This is a genomic window from Clostridium tetanomorphum (assembly GCF_017873215.1).
In the GTDB taxonomy this organism is placed as follows: Bacteria; Bacillota; Clostridia; order Clostridiales; family Clostridiaceae; genus Clostridium_AO; species Clostridium_AO tetanomorphum.
On the sequence record NZ_JAGGKA010000002.1, the window covers coordinates 209920 to 229743 of the forward strand.

16 protein-coding genes are annotated in these 19824 nt (G+C 31.1%); 15 read left to right on the forward strand and 1 reads right to left on the reverse strand.

What is annotated here, in order from left to right:
* Positions 1-59: 59 nt before the first annotated feature.
* Positions 60-842: a DeoR/GlpR family DNA-binding transcription regulator gene (locus J2Z24_RS03085; RefSeq protein ID WP_035147849.1), complete on the reverse strand. Its 783-nt coding sequence runs from the start codon at positions 840-842 to the stop codon at positions 60-62.
* Positions 843-1133: 291 nt separating this feature from the next.
* On the opposite strand from J2Z24_RS03085, the gene J2Z24_RS03090 reads away from it, so the two are divergent.
* From J2Z24_RS03090 to J2Z24_RS03160, 15 genes are all read left to right on the forward strand, one after another.
* Positions 1134-2288 (forward strand): iron-containing alcohol dehydrogenase, encoded by a 1155-nt coding sequence (locus tag J2Z24_RS03090; protein WP_035147852.1) that lies wholly within the window; start codon positions 1134-1136, stop codon positions 2286-2288.
* Positions 2289-2293: 5 nt separating this feature from the next.
* Entirely contained in the window at positions 2294-3139 is an 846-nt protein-coding gene (locus J2Z24_RS03095; RefSeq protein WP_035147853.1) for a class II fructose-bisphosphate aldolase, read from the forward strand.
* Positions 3140-3190: 51 nt separating this feature from the next.
* Positions 3191-4177 (forward strand): 5-dehydro-2-deoxygluconokinase, encoded by a 987-nt coding sequence (gene iolC, locus J2Z24_RS03100; protein ID WP_035147964.1) that lies wholly within the window; start codon positions 3191-3193, stop codon positions 4175-4177.
* Between the two features lie 32 nt (positions 4178-4209).
* Entirely contained in the window at positions 4210-4998 is a 789-nt protein-coding gene (locus tag J2Z24_RS03105; RefSeq protein ID WP_035147854.1) for a 5-deoxy-glucuronate isomerase, read from the forward strand.
* Between the two features lie 16 nt (positions 4999-5014).
* A complete protein-coding gene (iolD, locus tag J2Z24_RS03110; RefSeq protein WP_035147856.1) occupies positions 5015-6949 on the forward strand; it encodes a 3D-(3,5/4)-trihydroxycyclohexane-1,2-dione acylhydrolase (decyclizing) in 1935 nt (644 codons plus the stop codon).
* A gap of 36 nt (positions 6950-6985) precedes the next feature.
* Positions 6986-7993 (forward strand): inositol 2-dehydrogenase, encoded by a 1008-nt coding sequence (gene iolG / locus J2Z24_RS03115; RefSeq protein WP_035147859.1) that lies wholly within the window; start codon positions 6986-6988, stop codon positions 7991-7993.
* A gap of 110 nt (positions 7994-8103) precedes the next feature.
* On the forward strand, positions 8104-9000 hold the full coding sequence (gene iolE / locus J2Z24_RS03120) for a myo-inosose-2 dehydratase (protein WP_035147860.1): 897 nt from the start codon (positions 8104-8106) through the stop codon (positions 8998-9000).
* Between the two features lie 30 nt (positions 9001-9030).
* Positions 9031-10059, forward strand: a complete 1029-nt coding sequence (locus J2Z24_RS03125) for a Gfo/Idh/MocA family protein (RefSeq protein WP_035147862.1) — start codon at positions 9031-9033, stop codon at positions 10057-10059.
* 197 nt (positions 10060-10256) lie between these two features.
* Positions 10257-11837, forward strand: coding sequence for a solute:sodium symporter family transporter (locus J2Z24_RS03130; protein ID WP_035147967.1), 1581 nt, complete (start codon positions 10257-10259; stop codon positions 11835-11837).
* Between the two features lie 211 nt (positions 11838-12048).
* On the forward strand, positions 12049-13719 hold the full coding sequence (locus tag J2Z24_RS03135; RefSeq protein ID WP_035147863.1) for a M14 family metallopeptidase: 1671 nt from the start codon (positions 12049-12051) through the stop codon (positions 13717-13719).
* A 185-nt stretch (positions 13720-13904) separates the two neighbouring features.
* On the forward strand, positions 13905-15656 hold the full coding sequence (locus J2Z24_RS03140; protein ID WP_051593245.1) for a cell wall-binding repeat-containing protein: 1752 nt from the start codon (positions 13905-13907) through the stop codon (positions 15654-15656).
* Between the two features lie 265 nt (positions 15657-15921).
* Positions 15922-17664 (forward strand): gamma-glutamyltransferase, encoded by a 1743-nt coding sequence (gene ggt, locus J2Z24_RS03145; RefSeq protein ID WP_035147864.1) that lies wholly within the window; start codon positions 15922-15924, stop codon positions 17662-17664.
* Between the two features lie 23 nt (positions 17665-17687).
* The gene (locus tag J2Z24_RS03150) at positions 17688-18323 is read left to right on the forward strand and encodes a DUF6305 family protein (protein ID WP_035147865.1); all 636 of its coding nucleotides are present in this window, start codon (positions 17688-17690) and stop codon (positions 18321-18323) included.
* Between the two features lie 52 nt (positions 18324-18375).
* Positions 18376-19650 carry a TRAP transporter large permease subunit gene (locus J2Z24_RS03155; protein ID WP_035147866.1) on the forward strand — a complete coding sequence of 425 codons (1275 nt, stop codon included), beginning with the start codon at positions 18376-18378 and terminating at the stop codon, positions 19648-19650.
* 16 nt (positions 19651-19666) lie between these two features.
* Positions 19667-19810, forward strand: coding sequence for a hypothetical protein (locus tag J2Z24_RS03160; RefSeq protein ID WP_173680486.1), 144 nt, complete (start codon positions 19667-19669; stop codon positions 19808-19810).
* Positions 19811-19824 lie beyond the last annotated feature (14 nt).

The following is a 19824-nucleotide window of genomic DNA, read 5'->3' on the forward strand; positions in this document are numbered from 1 at the left end:
GCAATTAGATTGCACAGGATTTTGTATTAAGGTATTACCATATAACTAGTTTACATTAATTATAAGCTACTATGTTCTTCTGGAACTATTAAATTAACATTGTTAGTATTAAAGTAATCAACAATGTCCTTTCTAGGCGTTTTATTTGTAATAAATACATCTATATCCTTTAAGTTACAATAAGTCATTAGAGAAATTACTCCCAATTTTGAGTTATCTGCTAGTATTATAATTTCTTTACTTTTTTCTATAACAGCTGTTTTTATTTCATATTCAAAAGGAGAGGAATTGGTAACTCCCTTTTCTATAGTAACTCCTGTAGTAGCCATAAAACATTTAGAAATATTATAATTTCTTAGGAAATGTACTGCTTCAATACCAATTAATGAATTAGTTTTTCTAAATAAAGACCCTCCAGTAGATAATATATTTAAATTTGTATATGGAAAAGATTTCACTATTGCATTCATATTGTTTGTTATTATAGTTAAATTCTTTTTATCAGCTAAAAATGGTATCATGTGGATAGTAGTAGTTCCTGAATCTATAAAAATTATATCTCCGTCTTCAACTAATTTGCTAGCTTCTTTAGCTATAAGTTGTTTAGGAAGTTTGTTTGTTATTTCCCTTTGGCCAAAAGGAATAGTAGGCTTTTTATTGTTGTCATTTAAAGTAATACCTCCGTATATTTTTTTTATAATTCCTTTTTTTTCTAATTCTGCAATATCTCTTCTTATAGTGTTTTTAGAAACATCAAATAAAGAGCATAAAGTATCTATGGAAACATTCTCATGTTTTAGTACATAATTTTCTATTTCTTTTATTCTACTTTCTTTTAACATTTATACCTCCAATAATATAATATTATTTCAAGATCATAAGAATTTCTGGCACATTGTAAAATTATTATATAATACAAGTTGTAATATTACAAGTAAAATATAATAAATGTCATCAATAATTAACAATAATATACCAAAATGTATTCATAATATACATAAAAATACAAAACAATGTTGACAATGGGAAAAGCGTGTGATAAAATTTAACCAAAATATAATCAAAATATTAATTAAATATAATCATAATTATATCACAATATGCATATATATATAGTGAATGGGAGGGATAACATGGCGTATGATGTAACGATTCCAAAGAATATTATATATGGTAAAAATGCTTTAGAGAAATCATGTGATCATATAAAGGTATTAGGAAAAAAAGCGTTAATAGTCACTGATAAAGTAATGATAGATATAGGTAATATTTCAAAACTTACAACACTTCTAGACAATAATTCCATAAGTTATGCAGTATATAGTGAAGTTAATTCAGAACCAACTGATTTAATTGTAAATAGCGGAGTAGAGAAATATAAAAATACAGAATGTAATTTTATAATTGCACTTGGAGGAGGAAGTCCAATTGATGCAGCTAAAGCCATTGGAGCTATGGTTGTAAACTCAGGAAGCATAAATGATTATATGGGAAAGTTAATGGAAAAAACCTTACCTAATGTTGTAGCTATTCCAACAACAGCTGGAACTGGATCAGAAGCAACACAATTTACCATTATATCAAATACAAAAGATAATGTAAAAATGTTACTTAAAGGTAAGGCTTTAATGCCTACATTGGCAATTGTAGACCCAGAGTTTACTATGACATCACCACAAAAGGTTACAGCAGCTACAGGAATAGATGCATTAACTCATGCTATTGAGGCATACACTTCAAAATGTGCTAATCCATTAGCAGATACATTTGCGTTATCTGCAGCTAAACGTATCTTTAATAACTTAAAAAGAGCATATGAAAATGGACAAGATTTTAGCGCAAGAACTGAAATGAGTTTAGGTGCACTTGAAGCAGGTGTTGCTTTTAATAACTCATCAGTTACTATAATTCATGGAATGAGTAGGCCTATTGGAGCTTTGTTTCATGTACCACATGGTGTTTCAAATGCAATGCTAATTGTTAAATGTCTAAGCTTTGCAATTAAAGGACAAGAAAAAAGGTTCGCGGATATATCCAGAGCAATAGGTATATGTGGACTAGAAACATCAGATATAAATTGTGCTAATAAGTTGATAGAAGAAATTAAGAGATTATGTGAAGATATTCAGATACCTACATTAGAGAAATTTGAAGTAGATCGTGAAAAGTTCTTTCAAAGTATAGATAAAATGGCAGAAGATGCTTTAATAAGTGGAAGTCCTTTAAATACTAGACGACAGCCTAGTAAAGAAGACATAATAAAAATTTATAAGGAATTGTGGGAATAAAGATTATGCCTATTGTAAATATGAAAGAACTTTTAATAAATGCAGAGCAAGGAAACTATTGCATAGGGGCTTTTAGTATAGCTAATATGGAAATGATTATGGGAGTATTAAAAGCAGCAGAAGAAACAAGATCCCCTATTATACTTCAAATTGCAGAAGTTCGCCTTAAACATTCACCTCTTTCTTTAATAGGGCCAGTGATGATGGAAGGAGCACGACATGCAAAAGTACCAGTAGCAGTTCATTTAGATCATGGAGAAAGTCTTCATACTATAAAAGAAGCTTTAGATTTAGGATTTACTTCCGTTATGTATGATGGATCTCATCTTTCATTAGAGGAAAATATTAAAAATACTAAAAAAATTATATCTGTGGCAAAAACATACGGTGCAGCAGTAGAAGGGGAAGTAGGTATAATTGGTAGAAAGGAAGATGGATCAGGTAATGATGAGGTACTTATAACAAGCTTAGAAGATGCAAAAAAATTTTATAAAGAAACAGGAGTTGATGCATTAGCAATAGCTATTGGCAATGCTCACGGAATTTACAAAAGTAAACCAAATCTTAATTTTAAGAGGTTGAAAGAAATTAATAATAACGTAAAAGTGCCCTTAGTTTTACATGGTGGTTCAGGAATTACAGAGGAAGGGTTTAAGAAATCTATAGAATGTGGAATAAGAAAGATAAATGTGGCAACAGCTACTTTTAATAGTGTGGTGAAAACTGTGGATAAGTTATTTAAAAGTTCTGATGAAGTGGATTATTTTACTTATCATAATAAGATTATAGAAGCTGCTTATGAAAATGTTAAAGAACACATAAGAATATTTGGCAGTAATAATAAAGCATAATTAAAGGGAGGTAATTTAGTGAATAATATTAAGTTTCATAAGGAAAAGGAAATGGATGTAGTTCCTATAGGGAGAGTAGCTATAGATTTTAATCCTAATGAAATAAATAGACCTTTAGAAGAAAGCAGAACTTTTACAAAATATGTGGGTGGATCTCCTGCAAATATAGCAGTAGGACTAGCTAGATTAGGGAAAAAAATAGGGTTTATTGGAAAGGTATCTGATGATCAATTTGGAAACTTTGTAATAAATTATTTTAATAAAGAAGGAATAGATATATCACAAATAAGTAGATCAAAGAATGGAGAATCTTTAGGACTTACTTTTACAGAAATTTTAAGCCCTATAGAAAGTAGTATATTAATGTATAGAAATGGAATAGCAGATTTACAACTATCTCCAGAAGATATAGATGAAGAGTATATAAAAAATACTAAAGCTATAGTTTTATCAGGTACTGCTTTAGCGGCAAGTCCATCTAGAGAGGCAGCTTTTATGGCACTAGAATATGCAAAGAAATATGATACTAAAATTATATTCGATGTAGATTATAGAGAATATACATGGAAGTCAAAAGAAGAAATAGCTATTTATTATGCACTAGCAGCAAGAATGAGTGATATAGTTATTGGATCTAGAGAAGAATTTGATCTTATGGAAAGATTAATAAATCCACAAGGAAGTAGTGATAAAGAAACAGCAGATAGATGGATAAGCTATGGAAATAAAATTGTTGTAATAAAACATGGAAAAGAAGGCTCTACAGCTTATACAGATGAAGGAGAAATGTATAAAATAAAACCATTTCCTGTAAAGCTTTTAAAATCTTTTGGTGGAGGAGATGCTTATGCATCAGCATTTATATATGGACTAATGGAAGGATGGAACGTTATAGATGCTTTAGAATTTGGAAGTGCATCTGCAGCCATGCTTGTAGCTAGCCATAGTTGTTCTGAGGCTATGCCTAAGGTTAAGGAAATTGAAGAATTTATAAGAAAAGCAAAAGAAGAGTATGGAGAGATGGTAGTAAGAGACTAAAAATATTATACAGAAATAAGGAGGAATAAATTGTGGTTGAAAGACTTGAACAGCTTAATGAGGGATATAACTCATTAACTAAGATAGATGGAAAGCATAGTGATATGCTAATGGATATAGGTGTTTATAAGTTAAAAGAAGGACAAGAAAAACAATTTATAGATGATAATAAAGAAAGTGCATTTTTATTATTATCAGGAGAAGTTTTGATAAAGTGGGAAAAAACACAGGAGAAAATTAAAAGAAATTCTTTGTTTGATGAAGATCCTTGGTGTCTCCATGTGCCTAAGAATGTTAATGTTACAATTAAAGCATTTAGTGACTCAGAGGTGTTGATTCAAAAAACAATTAATAAAAAAGAGTTTCACTGTAAATTGTACACTCCCCAAGAATGTAAAAGTGATATATTTGGAGAAGGTGTATGGAATGATACAGCAAGAAGAGTTGTAAGAACTATTTTTGATTATTCTAATGCACCTTATTCAAATATGGTAATAGGAGAAGTTATAACTTATCCAGGAAAGTGGTCAAGTTATCCTCCACATCATCACCCACAACCGGAAGTTTATTATTATAGATTCAATAAGCCCCAAGGATTTGGATGTTCTATAATAGGAGAAAATGTATATAAAGTTGTAGATAATTCAATAGCAGCAATTAAGGGAGAATTAGTACATCCACAAACATCAGCACCTGGATATGCAATGTATTATTGTTGGATGATAAGGCATTTAGAAAATAATCCTTGGAAAGATAGAATTAATGAGAAAGAACATGAATGGCTTCTAGAATCCAATGTAAAGATATGGCCTGACAAGTAGAAAAGGAGGGGTTATTTTGAACACAATTAGAATGACAACAGCTCAAGCACTTGTAAGATTCTTAAATGAACAATATGTAGAATTTGATGGCATACAACATAGATTTATAAAAGGAATTTTCGCAATATTTGGACACGGGAATGTTTTGGGCTTAGGACAAGCTTTGGAAGAGAATCCGGGGAAACTGGAAGTATTTCAGGGACATAATGAGCAAGGAATGGCACATTCAGCTATAGCATTTGCAAAGCAAAGCCATAGAAAACAAATATGTGCATGTACATCTTCCATTGGACCTGGAGCAGCTAATATGGTGACTGCTGCTGCTACTGCTAGTGCCAATAATATTCCAGTACTTTTATTGCCGGGTGATACTTTTGCTACAAGGCAACCAGATCCAGTACTTCAACAAGTAGAACACATTCACAATTTATCTATTACTACAAATGATGCTTTTAAGGCAGTAAGTAAGTATTGGGATAGAATAAATAGACCAGAACAACTTATGATAGCTATGATAAATGCTATGAGAGTATTAACAGATCCTGCTAATACAGGAGCGGTGACAATAGCATTGCCTCAAGATGTACAGGGAGAGGCTTATGATTTTCCAGAATATTTTTTCAAAAAGCGTGTTCATAGAATAGAAAGAAGATTGCCATCAAAGGAAGCGATAAATGATGCAATTAATTTAATAAAAAGAAAAAGAAAACCTTTAATAATATGTGGTGGTGGAGTAAGATATTCAGAAGCTTGCGAGGCACTTAAAACATTTACAGAGAAATTTAATATACCATTTGGAGAAACACAGGCTGGAAAGAGCGCAATTCAGTGGAATCATAAATTTAACTTAGGAGGTATAGGAGTAACAGGAAACCTTGCAGCAAATACAATAGCCAAGAATGCAGATTTAGTTATAGGAATAGGAACTAGGTTTACAGACTTTACAACCTCATCAAAGTTACTATTTCAAAATGAAAATGTAGAATTTTTAACTATAAATGTGTCAGAATTTCATGCAGATAAGCTTGATGCAGTAAAAGTGGTAGGAGATGCTAAAGAAGTTTTATGTTCTCTAACTAAGGAATTAGAGAATATAGGATATAAATCGGGTTACAAAGATGAAATAGTAGAGGCAAAAGAAGTTTGGGAAAAAGAACTTAATAGGCTACTTAATATAGAGTATACGGGAAAAGGGTTTGTACCTGAAATAGCTGGACATTGCAATGAGGTTTTAGGGGAATTTTATGAAGAATTTAACTCTTGTTTAACACAAACGAAAGTACTTGGACAGTTAAATAAACTTTTAGATGATGACTCAATTATAGTAGGAGCAGCAGGAAGTTTGCCAGGGGATTTACAAAGAGTATGGTGTGCTAGAAAACCAAATACCTATCATATGGAATATGGCTATTCTTGTATGGGGTATGAGATAGCAGCAGCTTTAGGGGTTAAACTTTTAGAAGAGGATAAAGAAGTTTATGCAATGGTTGGAGATGGAAGCTATTTAATGCTTCATTCAGAACTTGTTACCAGTATAAGAGAGAGAAAGAAGATAAATATACTATTATTTGATAATGCAGGATTTGGCTGTATAAATAATTTACAAATGGCTAATGGAATGGGGAGTTTTGGAACTGAATTTAGATATAGAAATAAAGATACAGGAAAACTTGATGGAAACCTTTTTAAGATTGATTTTGCTAAATCAGCAGAAGCATATGGAGCAAAAACTTATACAGTAGAAAATATAGAGGAACTTAAATTAGCTGTGGAAGATTCTAAAAAACAGAAGGTTTCAACTTTAATTCATATTAAAGTACTTCCAAAGACAATGACTAATGGATATGAAGCATGGTGGCATGTAGGAGTAGCAGAAACATCAAAAAATAGTAAAATACAAGAAGCATATAAGGATAGAATTGAGCATTTAAATAAAGCTAGAAAATATTAAAATTATATAAAATATTAAGCTTAGGGAGGAAAAACAATGATTAATTTAGGAATTATCGGTTTTGGAAGAATAGGAAAGGTACATGCAGAAAGCTTAACAAAATATGTTCCAAATGCTGTAATAAAAGCTGTTGCAGATCCATTTATTGATGAAAAGGGAACAGAATATGCAAAAACTATAGGAATCAATTGTGTGTATAAAGATTATAAGGAAATATTAAATGATCCAGAAATCAATGGAGTGCTAGTATGTTCTTCTACTGATACCCATTCAAAAATATCCATTGAAGCTTTAAGGGCAGGTAAGCATGTATTTTGTGAAAAGCCAATTGACCACGATATTAACAGAATAAAAGAAGTTTTAGATGAAGTTAAAAAATCAAACCTTAAATTTCAAGTGGGATTCAATAGGAGATTTGATCATAATTTTAAAACTATCAAAGATACTGTCAAATCAGGAAAGATTGGAGATCCACATATTATAAAAATTACATCAAGAGATCCAGAAGCTCCTCCAGCAGAATATGTAAAGGTTTCAGGAGGAATATTCTTAGACATGAGTATACACGATTTTGATATGATACGTTATTTGTCCGGTAGTGAAGTAGAAGAAGTATATGCGCTAGGTAATGTACTTGTAGATGAAAAAATAGGAGAAGCAGGAGATGTGGACACAGCTATAATAACATTAAAATTAGCAAATGGGGCATTGGGAGTTATAGACAATAGCAGAAAAGCTGTCTATGGATACGATCAAAGAGCAGAGGTATTTGGTTCAAAGGGTTCAGTTGCCGTAACCAATGACACTAATTCTACAGCTATAGTTAGCACAGAAGAGGGAATAATCTCAGAGAAACCTTTATATTTCTTTTTAGAAAGATACATGCAATCTTTTGCTGATGAAATAAAAGAATTTGTTAGTGCTATAGAAAATGATGAAGATGTACCAGTAAATGCTTTAGATGGACTTAATTCTGTATTGATAGGACTTGCGGCTACAAAGTCTTTAAAAGAAGGAAGACCAGTTAAAATTTCAGAGATTTAATCTAACTATAATGAATCAAAGCTTATATATTTCTAATAAAAATCAATAAAATGTATACTTTTTTATTAAAATGATAATTTTTATGTATTCAAAGAAGTGGGGGAATAAAAATGTTTAATAAAGATAAAGTACAAGTTGGTATAGCTCCAATAGCATGGACTAATGATGATATGCCTGAATTGGGAGCAGAAAATACTTTTGAACAATGTATAAGTGAAATGGCTTTGGCGGGATTTAAAGGGACAGAGATAGGAAATAAATATCCTAAGGATACAACTATTCTTAAAAGGGCTTTAGAGCTTAGGGCAATGAAAATAGCTAGTGCATGGTTTAGTGCTTTTTTAACCACAAAACCTTATGAAGAAACAGAAAAAGAATTTATAAAACACAGAAATTTTCTTTATGAAATGGGAGCTAAAGTCATAGTTGTATCAGAACAAGGACATAGTATTCAAGGAAAAATGCACACCCCTATATTTAAAGAAAAACCAATATTTTCTCAGGATGAATGGGACAAATTATCCAATGGATTAAATAAACTTGGGAAGCTTGCTAAAGAAAAAGATATGAAACTTGTATATCATCATCATATGGGAACAGGAGTGCAGACTACAGAAGAAATAGATAAGTTAATGGAAAGAACAGATTCAGATTTAGTATATCTTTTATATGATACTGGACATCTTATATTCTCAGGAGAAGATGCTGTAGCCATTCTTAAAAAATATAAAAACAGGATTAAGCATGTTCATTTAAAAGATATAAGAATGGATATTGTAAAAGAGGTAGAGGAAAAAGAAATGAGCTTTTTACAAGCTGTAAAATCAGGAGCCTTTACTGTGCCAGGTGATGGATGTATAGACTTTAAGCCTATATTTAACATATTAGAGGAGAACAAATATGAAGGATGGCTTTTAGTTGAAGCAGAACAGGATCCAGCAAAAGCAAATCCACTTGAATATGCTATAAAAGCTAGAAAATATATAAAAGAAAAAGCAGAAATTTAAATGTTATTTCAATTTTAAGGGGTGTAAAAAGTGAAGAAGATAAAAGTTGGAATTGTTGGACTTGGAAGGCTTGGAAGAAAACATGCTGAAAATATAGCTTTTAAAATACCTAATGCAGAACTTACTGCAGTCTGTAGCGTGGTTAAAGAGGAAGTTGAAGAGATTCAGAAAAAATGGCGAATAAAATATGGATATATAAGTTATGATGAAATGCTTGAGAATAAAGAATTGGATGCTATATTTATATCCTCCCCTTCAGGATTTCATTGTGAGCAAATAATAAAAGCTTTGGAAAAAGGATTTCATGTATTTAGTGAGAAACCTCTTGGACTTTATTTAGAGGAAACTGAAAAAGTAGCTAAGATAGTTAATAAATATAAGGCTAAACAAGTATTTATGCTTGGATTTATGAGAAGATATGATAATTCTTATGAATATGTAAAGAAAAAAATAGAGGAAGGTATTATTGGAAAGCCTGTATTTATAAGATGTTATGGATTAGATCCAGCTAAAGGAATGGAAAGCTTTTTAAAGTTTGCTAAAGATAGTTATAGTGGAGGCTTGTTTTTAGATATGGCAATTCATGATTTAGATTTGGCAAGATGGTATCTAAAGTCAGAAGCTAAAAGTGTATGGGCCATAGGAGGAGCCTATGAGTACCCTGAATTTGAAGAAATAAATGATGCTGAAACAGGAGCAGCTTTAGTTAAGTTTGAAAATGGAGCTATGGGAATGTTTTTAGCAGGAAGAAATTGCGCCCATGGATATCACATAGAAACAGAAATAATTGGAACTAAGGGGACTTTAAGAGTAGGAGCTATACCAGAAAAGAATTTAGTTACTATATTTGATGACAATGGAGCTATAAGAGAATGTTCACAAGGATTTTTAGAAAGATTTGAACAAGCTTATTTAAGTGAAACAGAAGAGTTTATAAATTGTATAATTGAGAAAAGACAGCCAGATGTAACTGTAGAAGATGGTGTAAACTCAACAGCATTAGCTTATGCTTGTAAAAAATCTTTTGAAACTGGTGAATTAGTAACTCTTAAAGAATAGTTTTTATAAAAAATGGCATACTGGTTTTAGGTAAAAGGTTGTATATCAATGTCAGTATGCCTTAATTATATGTATAAATATATACACATAAATTTAAATAAATAAAAATATATGCTTTAAATAATTATAATAGAAAAAGAATATTTTGTAAAATGAAAACGTTAACCATATAAATAGGGGGGAGAAACTTGAATTCAATGACATTTATATCATTTATATTCTTTACAGTATTAGTAGCAGTACTATCATGGCTGAAAACTCGTAATGATGATTTGTCTAGTCAGGATGGATATTTTCTTGCAGGAAGAAGTTTAACAGGGATATTTATAGGTGGTTCTTTAATGTTGACAAATTTGTCCACAGAGCAATTGGTAGGACAAAATGGACAAGGATATAGATATACAATGGCTGTAATGGCGTGGGAAGTAACTTCAGCTTTTGCATTAATACTTATGGCTCGTGTATTTTTACCAAGATATTTGAAAAGTGGAATAACTACTATTCCAAATTTTTTAGAAGAGAGATATGATGCTACAACTCGTAGAATAATATCTATATTATTTTTAATAGGAAATGTAGTAGCTTATCTTCCAACGGTATTGTATTCAGGGGCTTTAGTTTTAAATAGCATATTTAATATTCAACAAGTGGTAGGGGGGTCAGAATTAAAAGCAATAATAATAATGGTTTGGACTATAGGTATAGTTGGTTCTATATATGCCATATTTGGAGGACTTAAAGCAGTTGCAGTATCTGATACTTTTAATGGAATTGGACTTTTAATTGGTGGATTTATGATAACTATATTGGCTCTGTGTAAATTAGGAGAAGGAAGTTTCCAATTAGGAGTCAATACTTTAGTTACAGCTCATCCGGAAAAATTAAATGCTATAGGGGGAAAAGATTCACCAGTACCATGGATGACATTATTTACAGGAATGCTGTTTAATAATTTATATTATTGGTGTACAAATCAAACAATAGTTCAAAGAACTTTAGGAGCCAAGAATTTAGCAGAAGGACAAAAAGGTACTTTGTTAGCAGGATTTCTTAAATTATTAGGCCCTTTATATTTAGTTTTACCAGGGATTATTGCCTTCAATTTATATGGAGGGTCAATTTCAAACCAAGATATTGTTTATCCAAAATTAGTAGTTGATATTTTACCGAAGCCTTTAGCAGGATTTTTTGCTGCGGTGTTGTTTGGAGCTATATTAAGTTCATTTAATAGTGCATTAAATAGTTCTTCCACACTATTTACATTGGATATATATAGACCAATGTTTAAACCAGAGGCTACAGATGAGGATTTAATAAAGATTGGAAAAAAATTTGGCACTATTTTATCCATAGCATCTATGGCTATAGCTCCTGTTATAATGTATACCCCATCTGGACTATATAATTATTTGCAAGAATGCAATGGATTTTACAATGTACCGATTCTAGCTGCCATTTTAGTAGGCTTCTTTACTAAAAGAGTACCTTCTATAGCACCTAAAATAGCTTTAGTATTTCATATCATGTTTTATAGCTTATCAAAAATATTTCTTAAGGATATAAATTTTTTACATGTATTAGGATTCTTATTTCCAGCATGTGTAATTATAATGCTTGTAATAGGAAAATTTAAGCCGCGTGAAGTTGAGTATGTACAGCAATACACTGAACAGGTTGATATAACTCCATGGAAAAATGCAAGACTAGTTTCAGTTATTATAGTTATATTAATGCTTTGCGTATATGCTTTATTCTCGAAAATAGGTATAGCATCTTAAAATTAATAACTGTTCTTTTATTCCACTATATTTTTTATAATTTAAGATTTGCTATAGAGTAGAGAAAGAAAATAATCCTTAATTGTCAGTTATAATTTAGTACTTGTAAAGTAAAACAAGGGAATATACTTTTATCATTGACAATGGAAAAATTTGAATATAAAATTTAATTATAATTACAAATGTTGTAAATAAATAAAGGGGGATATTTATGATTAGCAAGAGAACCTTCAGGAAAGTTGCAGCTTCCATAACTTTGTCATTAGTGCTAGCAACATCCACAGTCTCTTATGTTTTTGCAGCTCCTTATGCACCGGATTCATACTATAAACAGACTCCAGAAATAATACAAAATTATTTTCCAAAACCACAAGAACCTATATTTACACCAGCTTTTACTAAAGGAAAAGAAAACTTTACATCCCATGAAGAAATGATGAAATTTATTTATGACTTACAAAAATCCAGCCAATATATGAAGGTAGCTATAATAGGTGAAACTCAAGAAGGAAAGCCTATACCTCTTTTAATATTTAGTAAACCTTCCTATGATAAATCAGCAGACATATTAAAGCTTGGGAAACCTGTAGTTTGGCTTCAAGGACAAATTCATGGAAATGAACCAGCAGGTGGAGAGGCTATGCTTGGAGTAGCTAGAAATTTAGCTATAGGTAAGTTTGGAGAAGAAGTTTTGGAAAAGGTTTCTGTAGTTATTTTACCTAGATTTAATGGGGATGGCTCATATTATTATGATAGAAGAACTTCTACTAATATAGATTCAAATAGAGATCATTTAAAATTTGATAATATGGAAACTATAGCTGTGCATAAAGCCTTCAATAAGTTTATGCCTGAAGTTGTAGTAGATGCACATGAATATGGGGTAGAATCAAATTTTAAGAGTGTAGGAAAAAAAGGCTCACTAACAGCCTATGATGTTTTAATATCTTCAGCTAAAAATTTAAATATTCCTAAAGAGGTAAGAAGCGTTTCAGATAGTTTGTTTGTAAATAATGCTCAAAAGCAGTTGGCAGCAAATAAACATACAAGTCATATGTATCATACTGTATCTAAAAAAGGTAATAACTTTACTATTTATGAAGCAGGTACTGATGCGAAAATAGGTAGAAATGCTTATGGATTACAACCTTCATTTTCCTTCTTAGTTGAAACCAGAGGAATTGGTATAGGAAAAGAAAACTTTGAAAGAAGAGTGATGAGTCACATTATAACATCTGAAAATATAATAAAAACCACAGCAGACAATGCTAAGCTGGTTAAGGATACTGTAGATAATGCAAGAAATAAAATAACAAAATTAGGAGAAAAAATAGAGCCTTCAGATAAAATTACTATTGCAAGTGAAAGTAAAAACATGGGAAAATCAACTTTAGATATAATAGATGTGGAAACTGGTAAAAAAGTAAAATTAGATGTAGACGTATTCAGTAATACTGAGGGAAAACCAGTAGTGGAAAGGGTAAGACCTACAGCTTATATTTTACCACCAGCTTATCATGAGGTAGCTAAGAGACTATCCTATTCTGGAGTTACTGTGAGGAAATTAAATAATGCTATAGAATTGCCAGTAGAAGCATTTAAGGTTACTGATAAAAAGATTGATACAAATTATTATGAAGGTCATTTACGTAATAGTGTTACTGTAAATACAAGCAGTAAAGTTGTTAAATTTCCTAAGGAAAGTTATGTATTTGCTATGTCTCAGCCAAATGCTAATATAATTTCAATGGCACTAGAACCGGATGCTGATGACAGTTTTGTAAAATTTAATTTAATTCCTGTAGATATAAATGAAGAAGTACCGGTTTATAGATACATGCATAATAATAAATTGGATACTTATATTATAGAATTACAATAAATATATAAAATTTAATAATTATAAGGGTTTATTCTTGGCTAAAAAACATTATATTGATTTTTTAGTCAAGAATTTTTAATTTTGCAGAATTTAATTGTTGGTTGGAACATATTGTTAATAACTACAAATTTGAATATAATTGATATAAGGGTCATAGATAAATAAATTTAAGGAGGATTATTTATATGTATAAAATTAAAAAGTGTCCCATTATTATTTCCACAATGGTTGTTTCTATTTTAGCTGGAATATTAAATGGTGATAATGTAGTTGCATCAAATACGTTATCAAGTTCACAAAGACTTTGGGGAAAGGACAGATATGAAACAGCAGCAAATATATCTGAAGCTGGATGGGGATTTTCTAAGTACGCAATAATAGCATCAGGAGAAGGATATGCAGATGCATTATGTGCAGCACCACTTGCTAAAATTAGTGAAGCACCTATACTATTAACAAACAGTAATGAACTGAATAAAAATACCTTAGATGAATTAAAAAGACTAGAAGTAAAGCATGTATATATTGTAGGAGGGGAAGCTTCTGTTTCAAAAGAAGTAGAGGAAAAAATAAAATATTTAACTGGAGCGGATGTTGAAAGACTTCAGGGAAAAGATAGATATGAAACTTCAATAAAAATTGCAGAAAAATTAGGCAAACCAAATAAATTAATAATAGCATCAGGAGAAGGGTATGCAGATGCATTATCAGCAGCACCTGTAGCTGCTATAAAGGCAATACCTATAGTATTAACAAAGTCAAAGGAATTGCCAACATCTGCAAAGAAATATATAAATAATTTAGAGATTGATAATACTTATATAATAGGAGGAGAAGCTTCAGTAAGTAATAATATAAAAGATTTAGTTCCAAATGGAGAGAGGATTTATGGAAAAGACAGATTTGGAACTAATGTAGAAGTAATAAAAGCTTTTTCTTCTGATTTTGAATTTAAAAATGCGTATGTTGCTTTAGCTTCAGGAGAAAATGGAAATGAGTTTGCAGATGCATTAGCTGGATCTGCATTGGCAGGTAAAAAAAGTGCGCCAGTTGTATTAACAGGTAAATATTTAAATAATGAAACAAAAGAATTATCTCAAGAATTGTTTTTTCCAACAACTCAGGTAATAGGTTTAGGTGGAAAAAATAATGTTTCAGATGAATTGATAAATGATATTGGCATTAGTATAGTAAAAAACTTTAGTGATAAAGATAAAGATTATACTGGTGATGTAAATGGTAATGCCTTAATTAAAGCTGAAGATGTTAGACTTAAAGACATGAAAATAAAAGGAAATCTTTATATTCAAGAGAAAGATTCAGAAATAACTAACGTAACTGTAAATGGGAATGTATATATTGATGCAGGAAGAGAAGGGACATGCAATTTAAAAAATGTTACTGCTAAGAATATAGTTGTTTTATCAGGACATGATAATAAAGATAGTATACAATTAGAAAATGTTAAAGCAAATAAATTAAATGTATTAACTAAATCAATGTTGAAAATAGCTATCCAAAAGGGAACAGAGATATCCAATACTTTAATTTCAGGTAATGTTTCTCTTGAACGTAGAGATGGTTCTTTTGGTAAAGTTAGAATATTAGATACTTCTAAAAATAAAGAAGTTGAATTAGGTGGAAACTTTTCAGATACAGTTATAGTAGAAGGAAGAGCAGAACTAAAGTCACCTTATGCAGCATATAGTGGAAAGATTGAAATAAGAACTAAAAAGGATGAGCAGGTTTTACTAGATGGAAAGTTTGAAGAAGTAGAAGTATATAGCCAAACAGATATAAAAACTACTAAAGATACAAAGGCTACTGTAAAGGCAATAGACTCTAAAGCAAGATCAGGAGCTAAAATAAATTTACCATATGGGTCAGATGTTAAAGTAGAGGGAATTAGAAGAGACAATATAACTGAGAACAACTAATAATAAATTAAGTTCAAATGGAAATAGCTAGGGGATTTACCCTAGCTATTTTTATTTGAAAAATATTGAAGTTTGGTTAAATCTACAAATTAATTATTTTAAAATAAAGATTATTTTGAATTTTTAAAGAGAAATAAGAGAAAAAATAGAAAGGTAAGTTAAAGTTATAGTATTATAAAAATAGTTACAGAAACGTTACAAAAATGTTACAAATGTAATTGTAAATGTTTCACTAAAGGTTAATTTTATTTTAGGGGGTTAGGTTATGAATAAAAAGAAATTATTTAGTATTACTTCATTAGTTGCATCCCTAGTATTAACGGTTGGACTAGTGGGATGTGGGAAAAGTTCAACTCCTACAGCGGATACAGCAAAACAACAAGAACAAAAAGAAGAAAAACCTAAAATTAACTTAAAAAGAGATGCTAAAGGAAAAAATGGTGTTGTAGCAGCAGCAAAACCTGAAGCATCGCAAGTTGGGGCAGAGATCATGAAGAAAGGTGGAAATGCCATAGACGCTGCAGTAGCCACAGCTTTTGCATTAGGAGTAGTTGAACCAAATGCTTCTGGAATCGGTGGAGGCGGATTTATGTTAGTTAGATTTGCAAAAACCGGTGAAGAAGTGTTTATAGATTTCAGGGAAACAGCTCCTAAAAAAGCAAAACCAGATATGTATAAGTTAGATGATAAAGGAAAAGTAATTAATAATGAATCTGTTATTGGTGGGAAATCTGTAGCAGTACCTGGAGAAGTGGCAGGACTTTTAACAGCTCTAGAAAAATACGGAACTATGAAAAGAGAAGAGGTTATGCAACCAGCTATAGATTTAGCGGAAAAGGGATTTAAAGTAACAGCAAATTTTTCAGGAATAATAAAGGATGAATTTGAAAACATAAATAAATTTGAAGCTACAAAGAAAATATATACAAAAAATGGACTTCCTTTTGAAGAAGGAGATACTATAAAAAATCCGGATTATGCTAATACATTAAGATTAATAGCTAAAGGAGGTAAAGATGCTTTCTATAAAGGGGAGCTTGCAAAAGAAATAGCAAATGCAGTACAAAAATCAGGGGGCATAATTACTATAGAAGATTTAGCAAATTATTCAGCTAAAATGAGAAAGCCAGTAAAAGGAACTTATAGAGGATATGAAATAGTTTCTGCACCACCAGCAAGTTCAGGTGGTACTCATGTAATAGAAATGCTTAATATGATGGAAAACTATGATGTAAAAGCTATGGGAGTAAACACAACTGACTCTTTACACCTATGGTCAGAAGTTTCAAAAATAATGTTTGCTGATAGAGGAAAATACATGGCAGATACAGACTTTATAAAAGTTCCTTTAGCAGGTTTAGCATCAAAAGATTATGCAAAAGAACAAGTTAAAAAGATAAATAAAGATAAGTCAGCAGAAAAAGTACAACCAGGAAATCCAAATAAATATGAAAGTGGAAGTACAACTCACTTCTCAGTTATGGATAAAGAAGGAAATATGGTTGCTGTAACTAAAACTATAAATCACTTCTTTGGATCTTGTGTAACAGTTCCAGGTAGAGGAATATTATTAAATGACGAAATGGATGATTTTGAATTCAAACCAGGGGTTTCAAATTCAATTGCTCCAGGAAAGAGACCATTAAGCAGTATGACACCAACATTAATTCTTAAAGATGGAAAGCCATTTATGACAATAGGTTCACCAGGAGCTACAAGAATAATAACAACAGTTGCCCAGGTAATAAGTAATGTAATCGATCATGGTATGGACATTCAAACAGCTATAAATACGCCAAGAATGTATGATAAGAGTGGAGAACTTAATCTAGAAGGTGGAATAGATCAAAAGGTTATAGACGAACTTAAGGGAAAAGGTCACAAAGTTAAATCTACTAAAGAATATGATTTATTCTTTGGTGGAGTACAAGGGGTAATGATGGAGGCTTCAGGAGATTTACACGGTGGAGCTGATCCAAGAAGAGATGGACAAGCAGTAGCATATTAATAATATTTTAGGAGGAGATATTCATGACAAAAAGAAAGATGAAAGGGATATTAGGACTATTAGTTTCAGTAGCGCTGTGCACATCTTTAGTAGCCTGCGGATCAAAAACTGAAAGTAAGCCTAAAGCAGGTGATAAATCTGCTACAACAGAAGCTAAAAAGGAAGTTAAAGGTCTAGATAAAGCTATAGCAGAACAGCCAATACTTTTAACCTCTGTTGGGCAAAGTGCTGATTTAGAAATGGTAAAGGCTTTAATGGATAATGCAGCATTGAAATATAATTTAAATAAAGTTGTAAAAGCAAATGAAATTAAAGATGAAAAAACATTAGTGCTGGCAGTAGGAGGAAGTTCAAAAGGCCTTGGTGCAGCAGGTATTAAGGTAGAGGATGAATTAAAAAGAACTGAAGAATTAATAAAAGCTGCAAAGGACAAAAAAATGACTATAATTGCAGCCCATGTTGGAGGAGAGAATAGAAGAGGAGAACTTTCAGATAAATTTATAAAACCATCCTTAGAAAATGCTAACTATATTATTGTAGTAGAATCAGGAAATAAAGATGGATTGTTTACTAATATAGCTTCAGAAAAGAATATCCCAATGGATTCAGTTAAAAGTATAGCTGATGTTATGAATCCACTAAAAAAAGCATTTAAATAAAATTTAATATTGGGGGAGCATCTCTCCCCCTCCAAATAAAGGAGGGATTAATTTGCAAATAGAATTTATTATATTTATTGCAATGATATTAGTATTTATAGTTGGATGTTTTCTTTTAAAACTACCGGTAAGTATTTCAATGCTACTAGCCTCAATTACTGGTACGTTAATAGGTGGAAAGGGAATCCCTATAAGACATTTAGTGGAGGGAACTTTTGGGTACATAGATACCATATTAGTAATTGCCACGGCTATGATATTTATGAAAGTGGTACAAGAATCAGGAGCATTGGATGCACTAAGCTCATCTATAGTAAACAAATTCTATAAAAAGCCTGCCATATTATTAATTTTTCTCATGTTCATTGTAATGTTTCCAGGAATGATAACAGGTTCTTCTACAGCTTCAGTATTAAGTGCAGGAGGTATAATAGCTCCAGTACTTATGATGCTTGGTATACCTAAAATTGAAACTGCTGCAATAATTGCTATAGGAGGAATTCTTGGAATGATAGCACCTCCAGTAAATGTACCAGCTATGATAATTGGTGGCGGTATTGACATTCCCTATGTAGGATTTGGTACACCTCTTTTGCTGTTAACTATACCAACAGCAATTTTTACAGTACTATTCTTAGGTTATAAGCATACAAAGAATTTCGATTATGCCAAGTTGACAGAACATGTTGCTTCAACAACAGAAGAAAAGAAGGGTTTTAAGTTATATATACCTATAATAGTGGTTTTAGTTTTAATGGTAGTTACGAAATTCTTACCAGGTATAATACCTGATTTAGGAATGCCATTGATATTTACAGTAGGTGCAATATTAGGAATGTTTACTGGCAAAAAAATAAATATGTTAAAGGCATGCAAAGAAGCAGTTAATAGTGCACTACCTGTTTTAGGAATATTAATGGGGGTAGGAATGTTTATACAAGTTATGACTCTTACTGGTGTTAGGGGATTTATTGTAACAAGTTGTTTAAGTCTTCCATCAATACTACTTTATTTAGGAATAGCAATAGCAATACCAGCCTTTGGTGCAGTATCTTCTTTTGGAGCTGCTTCAGTTTTAGGAGTACCTTTCTTGTTAGCATTACTCGGCAAAAATGAAATAGTAACAGCAGCTGCTTTATCTTTTATTGCAGGATTAGGAGATTTGGTTCCACCAACAGCATTAGCAGGAATATTTGCAGCTCAAGTAGTAGACGAAAAAAACTATACAAATGTATTGAAAAAATGTGTAATACCAGCTTTATTCATAGTGGTATATGGATTGTTATTTATAGTATTTGCTAAAGAAATTGCTTCATTTATTTATTAAAAGTGAGGTGTGTTAAATGACTTTAATTTATAGATTGTTAGTGGCTATAGTTTTCATATTTACTTTATGGAATCTATTTGATGAGGAAGATATTAAAAAGCAGGCTAATGCAGCTTTAGTTTTAATTCCTCTAATCTTAAGAATATTAATGATTAAATAAGAAATGGAGGGGAA